The 21055-nt window shown below is 40.8% G+C and carries 13 protein-coding genes; all 13 read right to left on the bottom strand.

Annotated elements, in window-relative coordinates:
* Positions 1 to 64: 64 nt before the first annotated feature.
* Positions 65 to 4903: an NAD-glutamate dehydrogenase gene (locus tag CWB80_RS11215; protein ID WP_138600648.1), complete on the bottom strand. Its 4839-nt coding sequence runs from the start codon at positions 4901 to 4903 to the stop codon at positions 65 to 67.
* Positions 4904 to 5115: 212 nt separating this feature from the next.
* Positions 5116 to 7440 (bottom strand): efflux RND transporter permease subunit, encoded by a 2325-nt coding sequence (locus CWB80_RS11210; protein WP_054551390.1) that lies wholly within the window; start codon positions 7438 to 7440, stop codon positions 5116 to 5118.
* Entirely contained in the window at positions 7440 to 8444 is a 1005-nt protein-coding gene (locus CWB80_RS11205) for a WD40/YVTN/BNR-like repeat-containing protein (protein WP_138600646.1), read from the bottom strand. The genes CWB80_RS11210 and CWB80_RS11205 overlap by 1 nt, the downstream gene beginning before the upstream one ends.
* 123 nt (positions 8445 to 8567) lie before the next feature.
* On the bottom strand, positions 8568 to 9932 hold the full coding sequence (locus CWB80_RS11200; protein ID WP_138600718.1) for a DUF1329 domain-containing protein: 1365 nt from the start codon (positions 9930 to 9932) through the stop codon (positions 8568 to 8570).
* 12 nt (positions 9933 to 9944) lie between these two features.
* Complete coding sequence (locus CWB80_RS11195; RefSeq protein ID WP_054551392.1) at positions 9945 to 12029, bottom strand: DUF1302 domain-containing protein; 2085 nt, start codon at positions 12027 to 12029, stop codon at positions 9945 to 9947.
* A 298-nt stretch (positions 12030 to 12327) separates the two neighbouring features.
* Positions 12328 to 12549 (bottom strand): DUF2835 domain-containing protein, encoded by a 222-nt coding sequence (locus CWB80_RS11190; RefSeq protein ID WP_082389168.1) that lies wholly within the window; start codon positions 12547 to 12549, stop codon positions 12328 to 12330.
* Positions 12549 to 15143, bottom strand: a complete 2595-nt coding sequence (pepN, locus tag CWB80_RS11185) for an aminopeptidase N (RefSeq protein ID WP_138600644.1) — start codon at positions 15141 to 15143, stop codon at positions 12549 to 12551. The genes CWB80_RS11190 and pepN overlap by 1 nt, the downstream gene beginning before the upstream one ends.
* A 41-nt stretch (positions 15144 to 15184) precedes the next feature.
* Positions 15185 to 16666, bottom strand: a complete 1482-nt coding sequence (nhaC, locus tag CWB80_RS11180; RefSeq protein ID WP_054551394.1) for a Na+/H+ antiporter NhaC — start codon at positions 16664 to 16666, stop codon at positions 15185 to 15187.
* 178 nt (positions 16667 to 16844) lie between these two features.
* The gene (prc, locus tag CWB80_RS11175) at positions 16845 to 18869 is read right to left on the bottom strand and encodes a carboxy terminal-processing peptidase (RefSeq protein WP_138600642.1); all 2025 of its coding nucleotides are present in this window, start codon (positions 18867 to 18869) and stop codon (positions 16845 to 16847) included.
* A 27-nt stretch (positions 18870 to 18896) separates the two neighbouring features.
* Positions 18897 to 19547: an RNA chaperone ProQ gene (gene proQ / locus CWB80_RS11170; protein WP_054551396.1), complete on the bottom strand. Its 651-nt coding sequence runs from the start codon at positions 19545 to 19547 to the stop codon at positions 18897 to 18899.
* A gap of 14 nt (positions 19548 to 19561) precedes the next feature.
* Complete coding sequence (locus tag CWB80_RS11165) at positions 19562 to 19840, bottom strand: hypothetical protein (protein WP_054551397.1); 279 nt, start codon at positions 19838 to 19840, stop codon at positions 19562 to 19564.
* Positions 19837 to 20298 carry a free L-methionine (R)-S-oxide reductase MsrC gene (gene msrC, locus CWB80_RS11160; RefSeq protein ID WP_138600640.1) on the bottom strand — a complete coding sequence of 154 codons (462 nt, stop codon included), beginning with the start codon at positions 20296 to 20298 and terminating at the stop codon, positions 19837 to 19839. Before msrC ends, CWB80_RS11165 begins: the two co-directional genes overlap by 4 nt.
* A 125-nt stretch (positions 20299 to 20423) precedes the next feature.
* Positions 20424 to 20819: a hypothetical protein gene (locus CWB80_RS11155; protein WP_054551399.1), complete on the bottom strand. Its 396-nt coding sequence runs from the start codon at positions 20817 to 20819 to the stop codon at positions 20424 to 20426.
* Between the last annotated feature and the right edge of the window lie 236 nt (positions 20820 to 21055).

The raw sequence follows: 21055 nt of genomic DNA, 5'->3' as shown, positions 1-21055 counted from the left end.
ATTGCAAATTAAGGGCAAAAAAATACCCCAGCGAGCTGGGGTATGTATTTTAACGACTTTTCACTTATTTGGAAGTGTCACAGTTGTGGCTTAACAACATTAGTTCACGAAGTGCCACTGAGAATTTCGCAAAATCATGGCTTTGCGATGTTTTGAACTCAGATAGCATCTGCTTCCAACGTTGTAATAGTAGATCTTGGTTATCCATCCATTCATCAATTTGTGCATCAATGTCTTTGCTGTCTGCAGCAAAGCTATTAAGTACCACAGCTGATAATGTGCGTTGTTGCCAATCCAACTCTTCACGGTATGAAGCACGAGCAAGTGCTTGCCAGTGGTTTGCAACTGGTTGGTTGGTGATTTGGTCAAGGAACCAATGTAAGCCCATACGCGCACCAAGCTTAAAGTAGGTATTAGAAACCATATCAATGCTACGCTCTGAATTATCTGCGATTTCAGCTAAGTCCATTACAGAGAATAGGCTTGATAGTGACACAATACGTGTTGCAAGTGCTTTTGGTACATTGCTGTCAATTAGCTTCTCTGCCGCTTTAACTAGGCGATCGCTTTCTTTTTCAACCATGTAGCTGTTTAAGTTTTCACTTAAATCAGCAAATGTTGGTGCAAAGAATTCAATTGCTTGCTCAATCGTTTGAGCTTTATTGCGATGACGTAAGAACCAACGTGTTGCACGACGAACCGTACGACGTAATTGATATAGCATTTCTGTTTGTACAGCTGCTGGGATCTTATTATCAAGTGCAACAATTGATGACCATGTTTCTGGCATCTGGAACACTTCTTTTGCAATTGAGTAGCAAAGTGCGATTTCAGCTTCGTTAGCACCTGTTTCTTCGTGCATACGAATCATGAAGTTAAGACCCATATCGTTAACAATGTTATTTGCAAGTTTCGTTGCGATAATCTCTTTACGAAGTGGGTGGTTATCCATTGCATCGTTGAACTTCTCACGAAGTGGCACTGGGAACGACTTAACTAATAACTGACGGTAGTAAGGGTTTTCAGTGATTTCATCAACCACTAGAGACTCTTTTAATACCATCTTCGCGTAAGAAACAAGTACAGAAAGCTCTGGACGAGTTAAATCTTTACCCGCTGCTGCGCGCTCTGCAAGTTCTTCATCCGTTGGGATAAACTCGATTGCACGGTTAAGCTTGCCATCTTTTTCAAGGGCATGGATGAAACGTACTTTTTCTTTAAGCGTTGACGTACCTTTTGATTGAGTAATCGATAAGGTATGCGTTTGACGATAACAGTCTTTTAATACTAACTCAGACACTTCATCAGTCATTGAATAAAGTAACTCATCACGCTGTTTACGTGTTAAGTCACCTTCAGCAACTAGGCCATTAAGTAAGATTTTGATGTTTACTTCGTTATCTGAACACGCAACACCACCAACGTTATCGATGAAGTCAGTGTTAACACGACCGCCTTTAGCAGCAAATTCGATACGACCTAATTGAGTCGCACCTAAGTTACCGCCCTCACCTAAGATCTTCGCACCAAGCTCAGAACCGTTAATACGTAGTGCATCATTCGCGCGGTCACCCACATCAGCATCAGTCTCTTTAGAGTTCTTGATGTAAGTACCGATACCACCATTCCAAAGTAAATCAAACTCCATCATTAGAGCCGCTTTGATTAACTCGTTAGGTGTCATGCTCGCTTTCTTAGTGCCAAGCATTTTCTTCATTTCTGGGCTTAAGCTAATTGATTTAGCCGCACGAGAGAAAATGCCACCACCTTGTGAAATAAGGTCTTTGTTGTAATCTTCCCAAGAAGAACGCGGTAGATTAAATAAACGCTCACGCTCTGGGTAAGATGTCGCTGCATCTGGGTTTGGATCAACAAAGATATGCATGTGGTTAAACGCTACTTGTAAGCGAATGTGCTTAGAAAGCAACATACCATTACCAAATACGTCACCCGCCATATCGCCGATTGCTACAACAGTGAAATCAGTTGTTTGACAGTCAATATCCATTTCACGGAAATGACGTTTAACAGATTCCCACGCACCTTTAGCAGTGATACCCATTTTCTTGTGGTCGTAACCTACTGAGCCACCTGATGCGAATGCATCACCTAGCCAGAAGTTATATTCATTTGCGATGCCGTTTGCGATATCAGAGAAAGTCGCAGTACCCTTATCGGCAGCAACAACTAAGTACGGGTCATCTTCATCATGACGAACAACATCAACTGGTGGCACAATCTCACCACGTTCAATGTTATCTGTGATATCTAATAAACCACGGATGAAAATCTTGTAGCACTCTTGGCCTTCTTTGAAGAATGCTTCACGGTCTGTCGGTAGCTGTTTACATACGAAGCCACCTTTCGAACCGACTGGCACGATAACCGTATTTTTAACTTGTTGCGCTTTAACAAGACCCAGTACTTCAGTACGGAAGTCTTCACGACGGTCAGACCAACGTAAACCACCACGAGCAACTTTACCACCACGTAAATGCACACCCTCAACGCGCGGCGAGTATACAAAGATCTCAAACGCAGGCAGTGGTAATGGCATTTCTGGGATCATAGAAGGCTGAACTTTGAATGATACGTATGATTTAAATTGGCCATCCGCTTCTTTTTGGAAGAAGTTCGTTCTAAGAGTTGCATTGATCATATCAACGTATAAACGAATGATACGGTCATCATCTAGGTTTGCTACGTTTTCAAGCTCAAGATTAATTTGTGCAACTAGCTTCTCAAGTGTCTTTTCACTACCTGGGTTCTTAACTGAGAACTTTTTAGTGAATAAGTTAACGATTTGCGATGCAATGTGTGGGTAATTTGCAAATGTGCTTTCGATGTAAGTTTGCGAGAAAGTTACACCAATTTGACGCATGTATTTAGCGTAGGCACGAAGAATAGACGCTTCACGACCTGTTAAGCCACCCATTAATACTAAACGGTTGAAACCATCATTTTCTAAACGGTTATTCCACACGTTCGTTAACGCTGCACGGAAACGCGCTGACACTTTATCAAAATCAGCAATGCCCTTGTTGTCAATTAGCATGGTGAAATCCATGATCCAATTAACTTTACCGTCAGTCGTTTTCACTGAGTAAGGAGTTTCACCAACTACGCGTAAACCAAAGTTTTCTAACATTGGCATAACGTCAGACAGGTGGATTGGCTCATCTTTATGGAATAAGCTTAAACGAACAACATTAGTGTTTGCTTCTTCTTGTGGACGGTAGAACAACATTTCTAGTTTGTTCTCGTCATTCAGAAGTTCTAGTTTTTCAATATCAACAACCGCTGCACTTGGTAAAACCTGATCTTTATACGCACTTGCAAACGCTTGTGCATATTTACGGTTTAGTTCTTTACCGCGTGCTTCACCTGCGCTTTCAAGTAGTGCAGATTGGAGTCTATCTTCCCAAGTACGGGCAGCTTCAATTAGGTTGTTTTCGATGTCTTTCACGTTATATTCAATATTATTGTCAGTCACACGCACCGTGTAATGTGTACGGGCTAATGTTGACTCAGAGAAGAAAGTAGTAAATTCGACTTTGTCGTCAGAATTAAATGCATTGGCTAAGATACGTTGCGTTTCACGACGTAGTGCCGTGTTATAGCGCTCACGCGGAACATATACCATGCAAGAGAAGAAACGGCCATATGCGTCTTTACGCACAAAAATACGGCACATATCACGCTCTTGTACTTGTAATACGCCCATGGCAACTTCAAGTAGTTCAGCTTCACGTGCTTGCACAAGCTCATCACGTGGATACGTTTCTAAAATATTTAATACCGCTTTGTATGCATGGGTGCCTTTAGCAAAGTCACACATTTCCATAATGCGGTTAATCTTACTTTTCAGTACAGGTACATCAGCGGCGCTGTTGTTGTAAAAGCTTGATGAGAATAAACCAAGGAAACGGTCTTCACCAATTACATTGCCCTCATCATCAAAACGCTTAATACCTACATAATCGATATACGCTGGACGATGTACACGTGACACTGAATTTGTTTTCGTTAAAATTAATAAGTTGCTGCTACGGGCTTCTTGGCGCGCTACTTCAGGTAACTCAGAAAGTAAACGGCTATGCTCTTCGTCTGTGTTTTTCATAAGACCAAGGCTGGTACCTTTTTTACCTTTTAACTGGTAATCACCCTGCACTGGCGAAAGTTCATACTCACGGTAACCCATTAGCGTAAAGTTATCTTTAGCTAACCAGTCTAAAAACTCTACCGTTTCTGCGACTTCGCTTTCGTTATTGTTATGGTGGCGTTTTGGTAAGTCTTTCGTTACCGCAATAAGCTTTTCACGAATTGGCTGCCAATCTTCTACAGCGATAGATACGTCAACTAACACAGACTCAAGTTCTTTTTTGAAAGACTCAATTACTTTTGCATCTGTTTGACGATCAATCTCGATAAAGAACACAGTTTTTGTCGACGTTGATTCTTGCTCTGCTTTTAAGCTTGAAATACCGGTGATTTTAGCATTTTTATCACGTTGGATTTTCAGCGGAGAGTGAAGTAATAAGTGAGAAGCGATGTTTGCGCGGGTCATGGCCATACGCACAGAATCAACGAGGAAAGGCATGTCTTTCGCGATGATTTCAACAATGGTGTGCGATGACTGCCAGCCATCTTTTGCCACTTCAGGATTGAAAACACGGACAACCGCGTCATCAGAATTATTTTTTTCTAGCGAGTTCCATAGGCTTAGTGCAGCGCCATATAAGTCACTATCGTTGCGATGAGCCAAATCCTCTTTAGACATATTGCTGTACAAGGCTTTGGCGAATTTCTCAACGAGTAACACATTATCAGCGTGAACTTTTTTCTGGATCAGCTTACAGACATTATCTAAGATAACCGAGGCTTGCCCTTCATTTCGTGTCATTGTATGTTCCTTAATCTATACTACTTATCGATTAGTAGAATATTTGTACAGCCATTTATTAGCGTGGAGTCAGGTAAATTCTAACTCTTTTACAGCTAATAAACAGCCTTTTCGATGAAATCATTTTAAGCTTTTCAGCTATTTGGTCATCTATTCACAAAATATAGATATAAATGGCCATTACTGGCCATATCGGAGCACAATTATTCACATTATTTTTTCTGGTCAGTCCAGAGGAAGCTACCAATTGCAGGTAAAAGTAGTACTGCACCCAACATGTTAACCAAAAACATGAAGGTTAAAAGAATACCCATATCCACTTGGAACTTCAGATCAGAGAAAATCCATGTGCTAACACCAATGGCTAAGGTAATACCTGTGAACAGCACTGCACTACCTCGCTCTGCTAATGCATTACGATAAGCGACTTCCAGTGCCACACCTTGTTTTAGCTGCCCCATCATTGATGAAAGTATGTAAATCCCGTAATCGACACCAATACCAACACCTAAAGCGATAACTGGTAATGTCGACACTGTTAAACCTATTTCAAGTTGTACCATCAACGCTTGCGCTAAGGTTGATACGATGTACAGAGGTAATACAACCGCGACCGTTGCCTTAACACTTCTAAAGCTAATTAAGCATAGCAGGATTACGGCGCCGTAAACGTAAAGCATCATAGGTAGCTGTGCAGCTGATACCGATTCGTTCGTTGCGGCCATAACACCGACAGGGCCTGACGCTAGCTTAAACTTTAATTCATCGGTTTCTTCTGCCTTAGCAAACTCTTTAACTTTCGCTACCACATGGTCAATCGTTTCTGCTTTGTGGTCATTTAAGAAAATAATCACTGGCATTACAGAGCAGTTTCCATCAAGTAAACCTGAGCTTGTTTCAACCCGTGAAGTAGCTTGCACTAAACTTGCCGTATTGCGCGGCAGGCTTTGCCATTTTAAGTTACCTTCGTTGAAGCCGGCGTTCACAGATTGCGCAACTGAGCTTAAGCTCACAGCCGATTGTACCCCTGCAACGTTTTCCATCTGCCATTGGAAACGACTAATACGCTCCATAACATCATGCTCCGTACACGCAGCAGGATACGCTTCTACAATCACTTTTAGGATATCTGAAGAAATAGTGTATTTATCAGAAATCAAAAAGGTGTCTTGGTTATAGCGGGCATCTTGGTGCAAAGATGGCGCACCAGCATGCAAGTCACCAATACGCATTTTGTCAGCTTGCCAGTAACCCACTGCAAATAACACAGCCGTAAAGACGATAATAAAACCCGCCGTTTTACGGTCTGTCGCTTTTACTAATAGCTCGCGTAACTTGTCTAGTAGATTTGGTTTGTCTGTGTGAGTACCTGCTTGAATATGCACAGAGCCTTCAAAGCGCATGTACGATGCCCATACAGGTAATAAAATTAAATTAGTGAAAATAATTACCGCTACACCCAAACTTGCGGTGATAGCAAGTTCACGAATAATACCAATATCAATGGTGAGTAAAGTTAAAAAACCAATTGTGTCTGATAGCAGTGCAATACCACCTGGGATCAGAAGTGCTCTAAAGCTTGCCTGACAACAAACCCGAGTTGAACTACCCGTAGACACTTTTTTGCCGATGTCATTGATCATTTGCACGCCATGGCTTACACCAATCGCAAACACTAAAAACGGCACTAAAATTGACATTGGGTCTAGACCAAAACCTAAGCTTGAAAGCAAGCCCAACTGCCAAACAACGGCAATGATTGAACAGGCAATCGGTAAAATTGTCAGTTTTAAAGAGTGGCAGAACAGCCAAACCATCACAAATGTGAAAGCAATGGCAATAGCAAAGAATAGCAGTACGCCCTTAGCGCCCTCTGCGACATCCCCTGCCATTTTCGCAAAACCGATAATATGAATACTAACCTTGTCAGTACTGAGCGGTTCACGAACTTGTGTTTCTAGCTTTTCTGCAAATGCTAAAGTGTCGAGTTTTTCTTGCGTTTGTGGATCAGTCTCAAGTAGCTGAGCGGTTACCATTGCACACGAATAGTCACTGGCAATCATACGGCCAACGACTTTTGCTTTTTCGATGTTTTCTTTTACAACCGCAAGACCACGTTTATCAGCAGTGAAGTTTGCCGGAATAATTGGACCGCCAGCAAAACCATCTTCAACTACTTCAACAAAACGCGCACTCGGTGCGAAGATTGAATTAACTAACGGGCGATTTACACCCGGAATAAAGTAAAGCTGATCATGAACTGCTTTAAGTTGGGTGAAAAATTCCTCATTAAAAATATCACCATCTGCATCACAGACAGAAATTAAAATGCTGTTAGCGCCGCCAAACTGTTTTTCATGTTTGGTGTAAACTTTCATGTAGTCATGATTAAGCGGAATATTTTTATTAAACGACGCGTCTAATTGAATTTGTGTTGCTTTGAATAATAAGAAACAAGTGATCAAAGCAAAGGAAATAATTGCGAATAAGCGATGACGAAACACCGCTCTTTCTAAAATATCTAAAAAACCACGCATTACGGATTCAACTCCTTCACTTTAATGCCATTTTCTGAAGCCATAACTAGTTTGTCTTGAAACACAACACCATCAAGTAACGATTTACCATCGGCCATTTGTTGTTCTGATAATTGGCCATCCTCAATTTGGAATATCACCCCGCTATTGGCAAATAATAACCACTGGTTGTTGTATTTAATCGCGCTATTTACGGTTGCATAATTGTCGTGTGGTATTTGTTGCCACTGTTCGCTGCCTGCTTGGCGAGTGAAAATGTTGCCTCGAAGGCCTGCAACTAGGTCTTCCCCACCTTGATCCGCAGTTGACGCAAACGTAAAGAAAGAGCCCATATATATCTCCTCAAGACGCTGCCAGGTTTGACCATTGTCGACACTTTGTGCCATTAAACCCATTTCACCGGCTAGAAATAGACTCTCATCGGTTTTAACGATGCGATTAAAGTGCGGCAGTATTGAAGCAGTTTCAATTTCATAGCCTTCTGGGTCACTGTCTTTTAAATCATTGAGGTATTCACGGTCTTCTTCAAATAACAGGCTATCTAAAAAACGTTTCTGCCAAGTTTGGCCACCATCGTTAGTTTCATAAAACATTCCATATGCACCGACTGCATACCCTTGTTTGTCTGTAGTAAATAAAATGTCTAAACATGGCTTATCCATGTTTGGTAATGATTGCTGTAATTGCCACGTTTTACCTGCATCTACGGTATTGATGATGGTAGCATCATGGCCGCATGCCCAACCTAAATCGCTATTATAAAAATCAACGGCTGTTAGCAGCACTTGAGTAGGCACACTGGCTTGTTGCCAGGTTTGAGCGTCTGTACTTGTGATAACCACACCGTGTTTGCCAACTGCAATGAGATTTGGGCCAGCTAGTTCAATGTCGGTGAGAAGAGTTTTGTTTGCGTTAACAGCGCTAATGGCTTGTTGTGGCATAGGCATGTCTTGAGCAAAACATGAAGCACTATAAGCAAGACAGGCATAAAGCAAATACTTCATAAAGATAAATCGCCTTCGAAAAAATAAAAAGAGAAGTCAAAAAAGTCACTGGGAAACCTAATGCGTGTACTGATGACTTACGCGAATTGCAAAAGGCACCTGGAGTCAGGTGCCTTAAATGGATTAACGACCTTCGCGGCGTAATGCGCTTGAAGTAAACTCGTTATCGTTGAATGATTGTGAGAAATCATACATTTTTTCTTGGTTGTCTAAACCAATTGCTAAATAACGACGAGAGTTAAGGTCATGATAAACTTCTAACGTACTCCAATGAGTTGGTACTTCATAGTAGTTAAGACCATGCGCCATCGCTACACGATACATTTGATCACGGTTATCATAGATATCCGCTACATGTACTTGCCAGCTATCCTCGTCAATATAAAAGACACGTTTCTTATAAATATGACGCGTGCCCTCTTTTAGGTTCGCTTCAACCACCCAAACACGGTGTTTTTCATAACGAACATGCTCAGGGTTGATATGACCTGCTTGTAGAATATCATCGTAGCTTAGTTTGTCGCTGTGAAGCTTGTAGCTGTTATAAGGAATATAAAGCTCTTGCTTACCTTTTAATGTCCAGTTGTAACGATTCGGAGAACCATTGAACATATCAAAGTCATCAGTCGTACGTAAGCTATCAGCGGCTGTTCCCGGTGCATCGTAGGCAACATTTGGAGCACGACGAACACGACGCTGGCCTGAATTGTATGTCCATGCTTGGCGTGGTGTTAAAATTTGGTCCATCGTTTCATGTACTAATAACGCAGTACCGGCAAGACGAGCAGGCTCAGTTACCTTTTGCTTAAACTTAAACAAGATATTAGATTCTTGAAGCTTCTCAGGTGTTGCTTCAGGTGATGAGTACTCAACTAAAAGTTGCTCATCAAAACCTACATAGTTATATGAACCAGAGGCTGTCGGTGCAGCTTGACCACCAGAACGTTCAATTGATAGGCCACGGAATCGCAACAAGTGGTTCCAAATAGCTTCTAAACCATCTTTAGGAATTGGGAAAGGTACACCCACAGCGGTATTTTTAATACCGTTACCACCTTCAACTAATTCAGCTGTCGTCGCATATTTTTTAGTTGCATCATATACAAACTGTGGATATGACGCACTACGACGGGTTGGGTAAATGTTCATTTTGAACGTATCAGGATAGGTATTGAATAATTCAATTTGACCTGGGCTCAAGTAGTCTTTGTACTGGGCAACGTTCGATTTATCAATCGTGAATAAAATTTTATCATCAGCATATGGATCTGGATGGTGCATACCCGGTTTGTAACCTGCTGGCGGTGTTGTGATACCACCATCCCAAGCTGGAATAGAACCGTCTTTATTCGCTGCTTTTTCAGCGCCAATTGGCGTTAAATCACTGCCTAAACGTGCCGCTTCATCAGCGGTAATTTTTGCAAGTACACTTGAGCTTGCGAAAACGCCGCAAAACGCTGCAGCAATGAGGGTAGGTTTTCTAATAATCATAATTTACCCTTAGATTGAATATTTAATATTAAATGAAACATAATCGCGATCAGAGAAAGTATTCGTCGCGCCACCACCCCAGAATGAGTTGTAGCTAAAGTCGAATGACCACGCATTTTGATAATTGAAGTTCATAGTAACACCGAGTGATTTACGATCTTCAATAAATAAATACATTGGATCTGGTGTAATACCATTCACATCGTGTGAGAAAACAAAACGAGGTGAGAAGTTTACGCCACTAAAAATATTGTAGTAATCACCCTTAGCGATAAGGCGATAGCCCCATGCAGACGCTGTTGGGAATGGGTTTGTTTCAGGACCATTAGACAGACCTAGGTGAAGTGTTGAATAATCATCACTTAATGGGCCTTGCATAATGCCGCTTCGACCAGTACCGGAAACGTTTAAACGGAGCTCGTCATAATCCGGCATATCGTTAATTCTAACGCCACCAACTTCACCAACTACCGCCCAGCTATCAGCACCTAATGATGGACCAAATAAGTGTGTTGCAGTAAATTGTAATTGAGCAGTGTTACGAAGAATAAATCCTTGTGCTACTTCACCAGGACCTACAACGCTAGTTGCATCACCCGGACTCATTTGCGAAATACCTGCAAAATCAGGGCGAATACCTGCAACAGCCAATTGCTCTGGCATACCCGCGTAAAGTAACTCTACGTCATCAATTTGCAGAGGCTCATCTTGACGGAAAGCAAATTCACCAGAAAAAGCCGTTTCACCAATTGATGTATTGAAGCTCAAGCCATAAAGCTTAATGTCTTCTGGGTATTCTAGCTGGCCTTTGGTAAATGCTTGTAAACTAGTTACATTATCTTCAGTGATATCTGTTGTTAATAACATACCGATATCAGCAGCGATTGCCGCATCAGTGAAGTTTGATACCTGGCCTGAAATCACAGGACGACGGCTATGGTAGTTAATGTGGTATAACGCTACTTCAGTATCGTTTAACTCAGGTAAAAACATACCCAAGCGTAAACCGTATTGACCACCATCATCAGGTTCATTTTTACCTGCACCGCCCTTACCTTTCAACGCAACTTTGGTTGGGTAAGCGAGATACATTTGCGACATCATCGCTATGCCTTGTGCTGATGTAGGGTCAACACCTTGCGAGCGAACAATATCATCTAAATTATTTAAGCTTTCTGTTAAGAATGCTAAATCGATATCTGGGTTAGACGTGAAGCCTAATTGAATATTCTGCTGATAGCCATTTTCTGACGCGAAATCGTTCGTCGAGAAGTAAGTACCAGCCGCTGGAAGGCGTGTTTCATGCCATTCATATTGGTAGAAACCTTCTAGCGTTAAGTTATCTGTGATGCCTAGTGATGCCCAAAGCATACCAACAGGTATGAAAGCTTCTTTTAACTCTGCACCTGGCGCTTTTAAACGATCGATATCAACAGGGTTAACGTTAATACCATGAGAAATCAAAGTACTCTCACCCCAGTTCACAACTTGTTGGCCTAAACGAATAGACAGCGGGTTACGGCCTTCATTTAAATCAAAATTTGCCCAAACATAAGCGTCAAGTAAACGTAAATCAGCACATACTTGTTCTTTAGTGTCGTCATCATCACAAGGGTCAACTTTTTTACCCGACGTTGGATTGGTATAAGCAAAGTCACCATCCATTAAGGCAAAATCATAAAAATACATAAAGCGAGTGAAGAAACCAAAGTTATCTTTACTGATAGAAAGCTCATGAGTGCCTTTTAATAACTTTGAGAATGAATCTCCACTATCAAAGTTTAAGTTTCCGGCATCACCATTATTTGAGTAAGCACCTGGTTGGTTCCAAACATCAGCTGAAGAATAAATAGGGTTTAGAGCTGAGTGATAACCCGTCCAATCAAATGATGGATTATTACTTTTACCTATGTGTTGAAAGTCTCGGTCTTCAACACGAATGCTTTGACCATAAGAAAAGTTAGAGTCAAAACGTATGTCAAAGTCACCTAACTCGAAATTAGCCGCGTGCAAAGATGTGCTTGAGAGACCTAGTGTTGCTGCTGCAAGCCCCAAAGCTATTTTGTTTTTAACAAAAAGCGATCGTTTTATCATTGTGTTCATCCCCCTGTAACGGGTTGTTTTGTGATCAAATTGTTGTTTTTAGTATCTTTCTAACGATAGAAGCGAAACAGTAAAATTACAATATAGAACGCGTCTAATCGGTTAATATTTATTTAAAAATGTGACGTTTACGTATTGGTAAGACGTCATACCAGATAATTTATACACGTAAATTAACAATAGAACAAATTGAATTAACAAAAATATAATAAATTTAGCGAATTGGGGATAGATAAAATTAGTATTTTTTATGAAAAATCATCAAAAAAAAGCAGCCGTAGCTGCTTTTTTAACTAATTTTCTCGAGTTTTAAAAACTGATTTTCAGACGTTAATGTCAGCCTAAAGCGCCCTCTTATTCCTAGCGAAGAAATAAAAGGACGCAAATGGTGAGCATCAAAGCGAACTGTCTTGCCACCATCCTCTGTGACTTGCACTGATTTATATTTACCATGGTAATAATCAAGACATTCCGAGTAACTCAGATACAAGGCAAAATAATATTCTGTCATTAACTTTCGAGTGCTTTCTCTACTTTTTCAAACAGATCATCACTAAGGCCATCTAAATCAGCTAAACGTTGCAATTGTGCTTTCATTGCCGCTGAACGATTTTCATCATAGCGTTTCCATGACATAAAAGGTGTCAGCATGCGCGATGCATTTTGGGGGTTAATATCATTTAGTTTCACTAATAAGTCACCTAATAGCTGGTACCCTTCACCATCAGCTCGGTGGAACTGAGTGATATTAAAGTGACTAAAGCTACCAACCAAAGCACGCACACGGTTAGGGTTACCAAAGTCAAAACTTGGATGATCATAAAGCGCTTTGATATCGCTGATACTCGTTGCTGAATCTTTCATCGCTTGCAGTGCAAACCATTTATCCATAACGAGTACATCATGACGCCATTTAGCATCAAACTCTGTTAAAAGCGTATCACATAGTGAGTGATTTGCTTTTACAACAGCACTTAATGCAGCAAGGGCATTGGTCATATTATTACTGTGGGCTGACTCTCTGATGAGGCTATTAACATCGCTGTGATTTGTTTTCGCTAAATAGTATAAACAAAGTTGCTTAAGAGCACGTACTGCAACGGCTGTAGCGGATGTTGAACCATCATCTTCAAGCACTTTATAACAATTAACCAATGATTCTGTTAAGAAGTTGGCAATTTGCGATTCAAATGCATTTTGTACAGCAATAATGTCATCAACAGGGATGACGGCATATTCTGCTGCAAGAGTATCGTAGCTAGGCAGTTTTAACAGCTCCGCAATCAATGCAAGGTCACCTTCACGATTATTAACTAGTAGCTTTAATGCCGACAAGATATCATCAGATAAGCAAGCTTCACCATTGGCAATCGCTGCTTTCATTTCATTAGTAAATAAACGCTGCTGAGCATCCCAACGTGAAAAGTCACTGCGAGCAAAACGCATAATATGTAACAGATCAGCGGCAGGTGTATTTTGATTAACTATACATGGCGCAGAGAAATCTTCGAGTAGCACTGCTACTGGGCGCTGTTTAATACCTTCGAAAACAAACTGCTGCGTTTTTTCAGTAACATTCAATACAGAATCTTGCGGCTGATTATCAATCACAAGAGGTAATGACTGCCCTTCACTATCTAAAAGCTCAATAGCAAAAGGAATATGCAGTAAGACATTGTTAGGCTGATTATCAGGTGCAAACTGCTCAATGCTTAATGTGAAAGTCTGGTTTTGTTCATCATACGCCTGCTCTACATTGAGCTTAGGTGTACCCGCTTGACTATACCAACGCTTAAATTGTGTTAAATCAATGCCAGACGCATCACTCATGGCTGCAACAAAATCATCACAAGTAACTGCTTGTCCGTCATGGCGCTCGAAATACAATGCCATACCTTGTTGGAACTTTTCTTCTCCAAGTAAGGTGTGCATCATACGAATAACTTCAGCCCCTTTGTCATACACAGTCACCGTATAAAAGTTATTCATTTCAATGACTTTTTCTGGGCGAATTGGGTGTGCCATCGGCCCTGCATCTTCACTAAACTGGTGAGTACGCATGACTTTAACGGCATCAATACGATTAAGCGCACGTGAACCTAAGTCGCTACTGAACTCTTGGTCACGGAAAACCGTTAAGCCTTCTTTTAACGACAGTTGGAACCAGTCACGGCAAGTCACACGGTTGCCGGTCCAGTTATGGAAGTACTCATGCCCTACAATAGATTCAATCGTATGGTAATCTTTGTCTGTGGCTGTTTCTTGATTTGCAAGAACACATTTAGAGTTAAAGATATTCAGGCCTTTATTTTCCATTGCGCCCATGTTGAAGAAATCAACGGCAACAATCATGTAAATATCTAAATCGTATTCAAGGTTAAAGCGCTCTTCATCCCATTGCATTGATTTCTTTAAAGATGTCATGGCATGAGGCGTTTTTGATAAATTACCTTTATCAACAAACAAAGCTAATTCAACTTTTCGTCCAGACTGCGTCGTGTAATGGTCACGTAATACGTCAAAATCACCGGCGACTAATGCAAATAAGTAGCTAGGCTTTTTAAATGGGTCTTGCCATTTTACAAAATGACGACCGTCATCTAAGTTACCTGATTCAACTTGGTTACCATTGGACAGCAAGTGAGTGTACTTTTTGTCGGCAATAATAGTGACATCAAAGCTGGCAAGTACGTCTGGGCGGTCAAGGTAATAGGTAATCTTTCTAAAACCTTCAGCCTCACATTGAGTACAATAAGCACCACCCGACAAGTACAAACCTTCTAGAGAGGTATTCGTTTGCGGATCAATATGGTTTTCAATTTTCAGAATAAAGCTTTCAGGCAGGTTATGAATTATCAGCTTTTCATCTTCAAGCGTGTAATCATCATACGCTTTGTCATCAACCATCAATGAAATTAGCGTTAAATCAACACCATCAAGCAAAAGATCTGCATTGCTTTCATCGGTACGATTGATTGTCATGGTTGACTGCACTGATGTTTTTAAAGGGGCTAATTCGAAGCGTAAATCGATGTGCTGGATTGAGAATTGTGGGGCTTGGTAATCTTTTAAATATTGAGCTTGAGGTTTACTCGTAGCAGACATTACTGACTCCAAATGGCCCTGCTTAGCAGGGCCTAAATAGTTTATTCGGCGTTAGCTTCTTGTTTAAGATGTTTTGGGGTAATACGTAAAATTTTAATACCAAAATAGGCATAAACAACCGCTAAGAATGGATTAATTAAATTAAAGAACGCGTACATTGCATAGTCAAATGGATTGATTAGTAAAACACTTTGCATATAGGCACCACAGGTATTCCAAGGAATAAGTGGGCTAGTAATTGTGCCACCATCTTCTAATGTGCGAGATAAATTTACAGGCTTTAAACCACGTTTTTCATATTCGTCTTTAAACATACGTCCAGGAACAACAATCGCGATATATTGGTCAGCTGCAACCGCATTGGTACCAATACAGGTTGCAATCGTTGCTGTGATAAGAGAGCCCGTGCTTTTAGCAATTTTTAAGATGCTCTTAACGAACATATCAAGTAAGCCAGTTTTTTCCATGATAGCGCCAAACATCAAGGCCGTCATAATCAGCCAAGTGGTTGTTAACATGCCAGCCATACCACCACCGCTCAATAATGAATCCATTTTTTCATCGCCAGTGTCGATGCTGAAACCATCAAAGAACGTTGTCCAAACTAATTTGAAGTAACCAATTGCTTGGCCTTGTGATGCATCAATTTGGCTATTGATTAAATCAGATTGAAATAACATAGCCCAAATCGCGCCTAGCACCGCACCAATTGAAATAGCTGGGAAAGCTGGCATCTTACGAATTGCTAAAAACAACAACACCACCAGTGGCACTAGCATTTCAAAACCAATATTAAAGTTTTGCTCTAATAAATTAACGATTTCATCAATACGGCCCGCTTCTGTTGAACCACCGGCATTAAAGCCCATAAAGATAAAAATAATTAACGCAATAATGAAGCTTGGCACTGTAGTCCAAAGCATGTGATGAATATGCTCAAATAAATCAGCCCCAGCCACTGCTGGCGCTAAGTTTGTTGTTTCAGAAAGCGGGCTTAATTTATCACCAAAGTAGGCACCAGAAATGACCGCGCCTGCTGTAACAACTTGTTCAAGACCAAGACCAGTTGCAACACCTAATAACGCCACACCGATAGTCGCAGCTGTTGTCCAAGAGCTACCAATACTCATAGCTACAATGCCACAAATCAAACAGCTAGCGGCATAGAACCAGCTAGGATTGATAATTTGTAAGCCATAGTAAATTAGAGTGGGTACGGTGCCTGATAACAGCCAAGTACCGATTAAGGCACCCACCATTAACAGTATAATGATTGCTCCAAGGGATAAGGTGATCCCCTCAATCATGGCTTGTTCTAGTTTCTTCCAGGTGTAACCATTTTTTAAGCCAATTAATGCCGCGGTAAACGTAGCGAATAATAGAGCGATTTGGTTAGGACCAGATGATGAGTTATCACCGAATAAATAAACAGCAGCGCCTAGTAGGCACACGAGCACAGTAATTGGGATTAAGGCATCTAAAAAACTGGCCTGTTTTATTGGCTTCTCTTCAATTGAATTCAAAAGATAGTCTCCTACACGTCTTATGTGGCGTGTTTAATTATTATTGTAAGCTTTGACGCAAAACTTCAGTGGCCTTATGCAGCCAGATTTTGTGATTATACCAATCTAACCTGTTTTAGGTAGCAAAAAAGGCGCTTAAGCGCCTTTTTATTAATCAATATTGCTAATTAATTGCTAATTATTTCTTAGCGATACGACCATATTTTATATAATCTTGGGTGATTAATGCCGCTTCTTCTAAGAAAGGGTCTAGCTCATCAAGGCTATCAGGTAAATCGTCAAGCTTCTCTACTGGCTTTTCTCCAAGGCGAACAAGTCGTTCATTAGCACGTTCTAACGCGCGTTCTTCACCTTCGTCTTTCTCTTTTAGACGCGTCGCTTCAACCAATGAAATAGTCTTACGGTCTTTCTCTTCTTGATAGCGCTCAATGTCAGCAAATACATAGCCAAACTCAGGCTCGTCTGCAATACGGGCATCATGAAGCTTATTAACGTAAGCAATCGCTGGTTTGAGGTTATCAACAGAGTTGTACTTAGCACGTATGATGCTATCCCAAGGTAGCGCGTTGTCTTGTTGACTCTCACCCCATTCTGATGGCTCAATTGCCGATGGGAATGACACATCTGGGATCACGCCTTTGTGCTGTGTGCTTCCGCCGTTAATTCGGTAGAATTTTGCAATGGTATACTGCACGCTACCTAATGGGTGGTCGTATAGGTCATAAGCACGGCCAAGTGGTTTATGCTGCTGTACAGTTCCCTTACCAAAGGTTTGCTCACCAATCACAATTGCACGGCCATAATCTTGCATTGCTGCTGCAAAAATTTCTGAGGCAGACGCACTGTAGCGATCAACTAACACTGTCAGTGGGCCATCGTAAAAAGTGACGCCATCACGGTCTTTTTGCTCTTCAATACGATTATTTAGCGTATGAATTTGTACAACTGGACCTTGATCGATAAATAAGCCAGAAAGTTGCGTCGCTTCGTAAAGTGACCCACCGCCGTTTTGACGTAAATCGATAATGATACCGTCAACTTTGGCTTCTTTTAACTTCGCAATTTCAACTTTTACGTCTTGCGATAAATTGTTATAGAAACCAGGGATTTCAATCACACCAATTTTGCTGGTTAAGTCTGAATATTTTGCTTCAAATACTTCAGATTTTGCAGCACGGTCTTCTAAGCGAATTTTATCACGCGTGATTTCAACCACTTTTGGTGTACCGTGAGCATCAGCCCCTTTTAAGTATTGCAGGCGAACTTTTGTCCCTTTCGGGCCTTTGATTAAATCAACGACGTCATCTAAACGCCAGCCAATCACATCAACAAACTCTTCACCTTCTTGCGCAACACCAATAATACGGTCATCTGCTTTTATTTGTTCAGACTTATCAGCCGGTCCGCCTGGGACTAAGCTACGGATTACCGTGTAATCTTCGTCATAACTGAGTACCGCACCAATACCTTCTAATTCAAGATCCATGTCCATCTTGAATTGCTCAGCGCGACGAGGTGATAAATAAGAGGTATGCGCTTCAATGCTTCGTGCGAATGAGTTCATCACGATTTGAAAAGCATCTTCACTGTTAGTTTGTAATAAACGCTTTTGTGCATTGTGGTAACGTTTGGTCAAGACTTCTTTAATGCCTTGCCAATCTTTACCGGTCATTTTTAATCGTAAAGCATCGTATTTAACGCGCTGACGCCAAAGTTCATCAAGCTCAGCTTGGCTTGTTGCCCAGTTTGCGTCTTCGCGATCAAACAGATACTCATCTTCTTTATCGAACTTCATTTCGTTTTCAAGTAACGATAAAGAATAGTCATAGCGTTCAAAACGACGTTTTAAACTTAAGTTAAAAATATCAAAGGCAAATCCCAATTTACCTGTCGACAATGCATTATCAAATTGGTCTTTATATTGCTCAAACGAGGCAATGTCAGACGCTAAAAACACATTTTTATTGTAGTCGAGAGATTCAATATAACGATCAAAAACCTTCTCAGATAATTCATCGTTAAATTTAATTGGTTTGTAGTGTGCACGAGTAAATAAGTTTGTCACCCGTTTGCTTGCCGTACTATGTTGGCTTTCTTGCTTGAGTACTGGCAGGTCTTTTTCAGTCAGATTGTCTGATGATGCCAGTAATGAACCTGAAAACAGGGCAGCGACTAACGGAATGAGCGTAAACTTTTTACTCATACACAACTCCTTTATTTTTTACAGCTATTAAATGATATACAGGCTGTCTGCTTTGGTCTTAACTTGCATCCCTGTTACTAACTCAACGTGAACTTCATCTTTATTCACTTCAGTAATAACCGCGTTTACAAGTGCTTGGCCAAGTTTAACTTTAACTTTGCTATTAACCTTGACCTCTGAGGCAGGTAAAGGTTCAACTTTTCCTGAACGTTTTGCAGGAGCAGCTTTAGCAGGCTTATTATTTACTTTAGCGCCTTTTTCGCCAGATTTAGCGTGGTGGCCACTATTCTTTTTGTAAGATTTTGTGTCACCGTCTTTACGTGGACGTTGTGGCTTCTTACGCTTTGCCATTTTAGCGCGGCTTTCTTCTAACGCTTTTTGTGCGTGCTCAATGTGCTCTTGTTCTACTTTTTCATCTTGATTACCATCAAGATCGATACGGAACTCAGACTTAGTCACAGCTTCTAAATAGCGCCAGTTTGAGGTGTACTTTCTTAGTGCTTGACGAACCTGAGTTTTACTTACTTTCTCAGAACCTTCAATACGCTCAGCGATATCTTTAAAGATACCTACTTTAAGCGGCTGAATACCGTCTTTTTGTTTAAAACATTGTGGAAATTCTTGGTATAAGAAATCCAATACTTCATTAATATCTTTTAGCTTGTTTGTGGTTTCCATGTTAGAACCTTTTATTACATCTTTTCATCAAGTGATGAATCGACATAGTGTGTTACCCAGTCGGTCAACTCTTCGAAGTCCGCTTCAATAAGCGCTAAATCACCACGAAGGTGTTCCCAAATACCATTTATAATTTCATCAATTGATTCACAGTCAAGGTCATCTGGTAGACGCTCCCATGCCATGTGAATCAAGTCGTTGAGCCTTTCGGCAACAACTTCTTCTTCCCCTTCCCAATCACCAACATCATGGATTGCAAAGAGGTAATCTTGCACATTTAGCAGATCTTTCATTTTAGATTTGCCTCAAAGCATTTTACCAATGCTTCTAAACCAGCTTGATCATCAGTATCGAATCGCGCAATGCTTGGGCTGTCGATATCAAGTACAGCAAATACTTTACCGTCTTTGAAAATCGGCACAACTACTTCTGAGTTAGATGCAGCATCACAGGCAATATGACCAGCAAATGCATGCACGTCTTCAATGAGTTGTGTTTGTTGTGTTTGCGCGGCAGTTCCACATACCCCTTTACCTACTGGAATACGGATACATGCAGGATTACCTTGAAACGGCCCTAGCACTAATTCTTCAGGTGAATCCATTAAATAAAAGCCCGCCCAATTGATATCCTCTAAAGAGGTAAATAACAGCGCACTAATATTTGCCATGTTGGCAATAACATTTGATTCACCAGCGATTAGCGACTCAGTTTGTTTAACTAATGACTGGTAAAAATCTTGCTTTTGCATACCAAACTACTTCTTATTAAACATACAGTAGCTAAAGGTACTCTTTGTAGACGACAAATGAAACCTTTTAAGGGCAAAAAAAAACATTTTGCCCTCAATTTCAGTCAGCTTGATTAAATATTCTGCTATTGATGAGAAGATTGTGTTGTAAGGCCCTGTCTTAGACCAAATAAAAACAGTCCAGCTGCCAGAGCAGACATCATAGCATTGACTACAAAAGCCATACCTGTTGTAGCGCTCAGTAAGTAGCTAAAAATAGCGCCACCTAGTAAGCCAAGTGTCAGAACACCTGAATAATTAACCTTTGCATATTTAAACATAAGTAAATAACCAGGCACTACAAATGCTGCCATAGTTAAGCCTACTATGTGTGCATTGGCAATTGCGCTAACAAGTAAGTTAAAGAAAATGCTAAAACCATTTCCTTCAAGTGTGAATGCATAATAAAGGCCTAAGATACAACCGATGATCACAGGCGATAATAAAGAAAGTCCTACACTCTTTGCTAAACGATGTTTCATAAATTCCCTAATGTCACAAAGATAATACGAGAAGTGTTAAGCATGGACTAACTAGTTAAAATGCGAAATATCGACAATAGTCGTAATTTGCAGAACAAATGAGAAGCTTAAGAAACAAAAAAGCCGCTGAATAAATTCAGCGGCTTCAATGATGGTGGAGAGATAGGGATTTGAACCCTAGAGGGGCTACAAACCCCTGCCGGTTTTCAAGACCGGTGCATTCGACCACTCTGGCC

Source organism: Pseudoalteromonas sp. S1650, assembly GCF_005887195.1.
Classification (GTDB): Bacteria; Pseudomonadota; Gammaproteobacteria; order Enterobacterales; family Alteromonadaceae; genus Pseudoalteromonas; species Pseudoalteromonas simplex.
This window is presented reverse-complemented; position numbering and strand designations above follow the sequence as displayed.

Excerpts from the sequence above, each read along its gene's own strand:
- CWB80_RS11215 (WP_138600648.1), bottom strand. The coding sequence starts at position 4,903 with ATGACACGAAATGAAGGGCAAGCCTCGGTTATCTTAGATAATGTCTGT.
- CWB80_RS11210 (WP_054551390.1), bottom strand. The coding sequence starts at position 7,440 with ATGCGTGGTTTTTTAGATATTTTAGAAAGAGCGGTGTTTCGTCATCGC.
- CWB80_RS11205 (WP_138600646.1), bottom strand. The coding sequence starts at position 8,444 with ATGAAGTATTTGCTTTATGCCTGTCTTGCTTATAGTGCTTCATGTTTT.
- CWB80_RS11195 (WP_054551392.1), bottom strand. The coding sequence starts at position 12,029 with ATGATAAAACGATCGCTTTTTGTTAAAAACAAAATAGCTTTGGGGCTT.
- CWB80_RS11190 (WP_082389168.1), bottom strand. The coding sequence starts at position 12,549 with ATGACAGAATATTATTTTGCCTTGTATCTGAGTTACTCGGAATGTCTT.
- pepN (WP_138600644.1), bottom strand. The coding sequence starts at position 15,143 with ATGTCTGCTACGAGTAAACCTCAAGCTCAATATTTAAAAGATTACCAA.
- prc (WP_138600642.1), bottom strand. The coding sequence starts at position 18,869 with ATGAGTAAAAAGTTTACGCTCATTCCGTTAGTCGCTGCCCTGTTTTCA.
- proQ (WP_054551396.1), bottom strand. The coding sequence starts at position 19,547 with ATGGAAACCACAAACAAGCTAAAAGATATTAATGAAGTATTGGATTTC.
- CWB80_RS11165 (WP_054551397.1), bottom strand. The coding sequence starts at position 19,840 with ATGAAAGATCTGCTAAATGTGCAAGATTACCTCTTTGCAATCCATGAT.
- msrC (WP_138600640.1), bottom strand. The coding sequence starts at position 20,298 with ATGCAAAAGCAAGATTTTTACCAGTCATTAGTTAAACAAACTGAGTCG.
- CWB80_RS11155 (WP_054551399.1), bottom strand. The coding sequence starts at position 20,819 with ATGAAACATCGTTTAGCAAAGAGTGTAGGACTTTCTTTATTATCGCCT.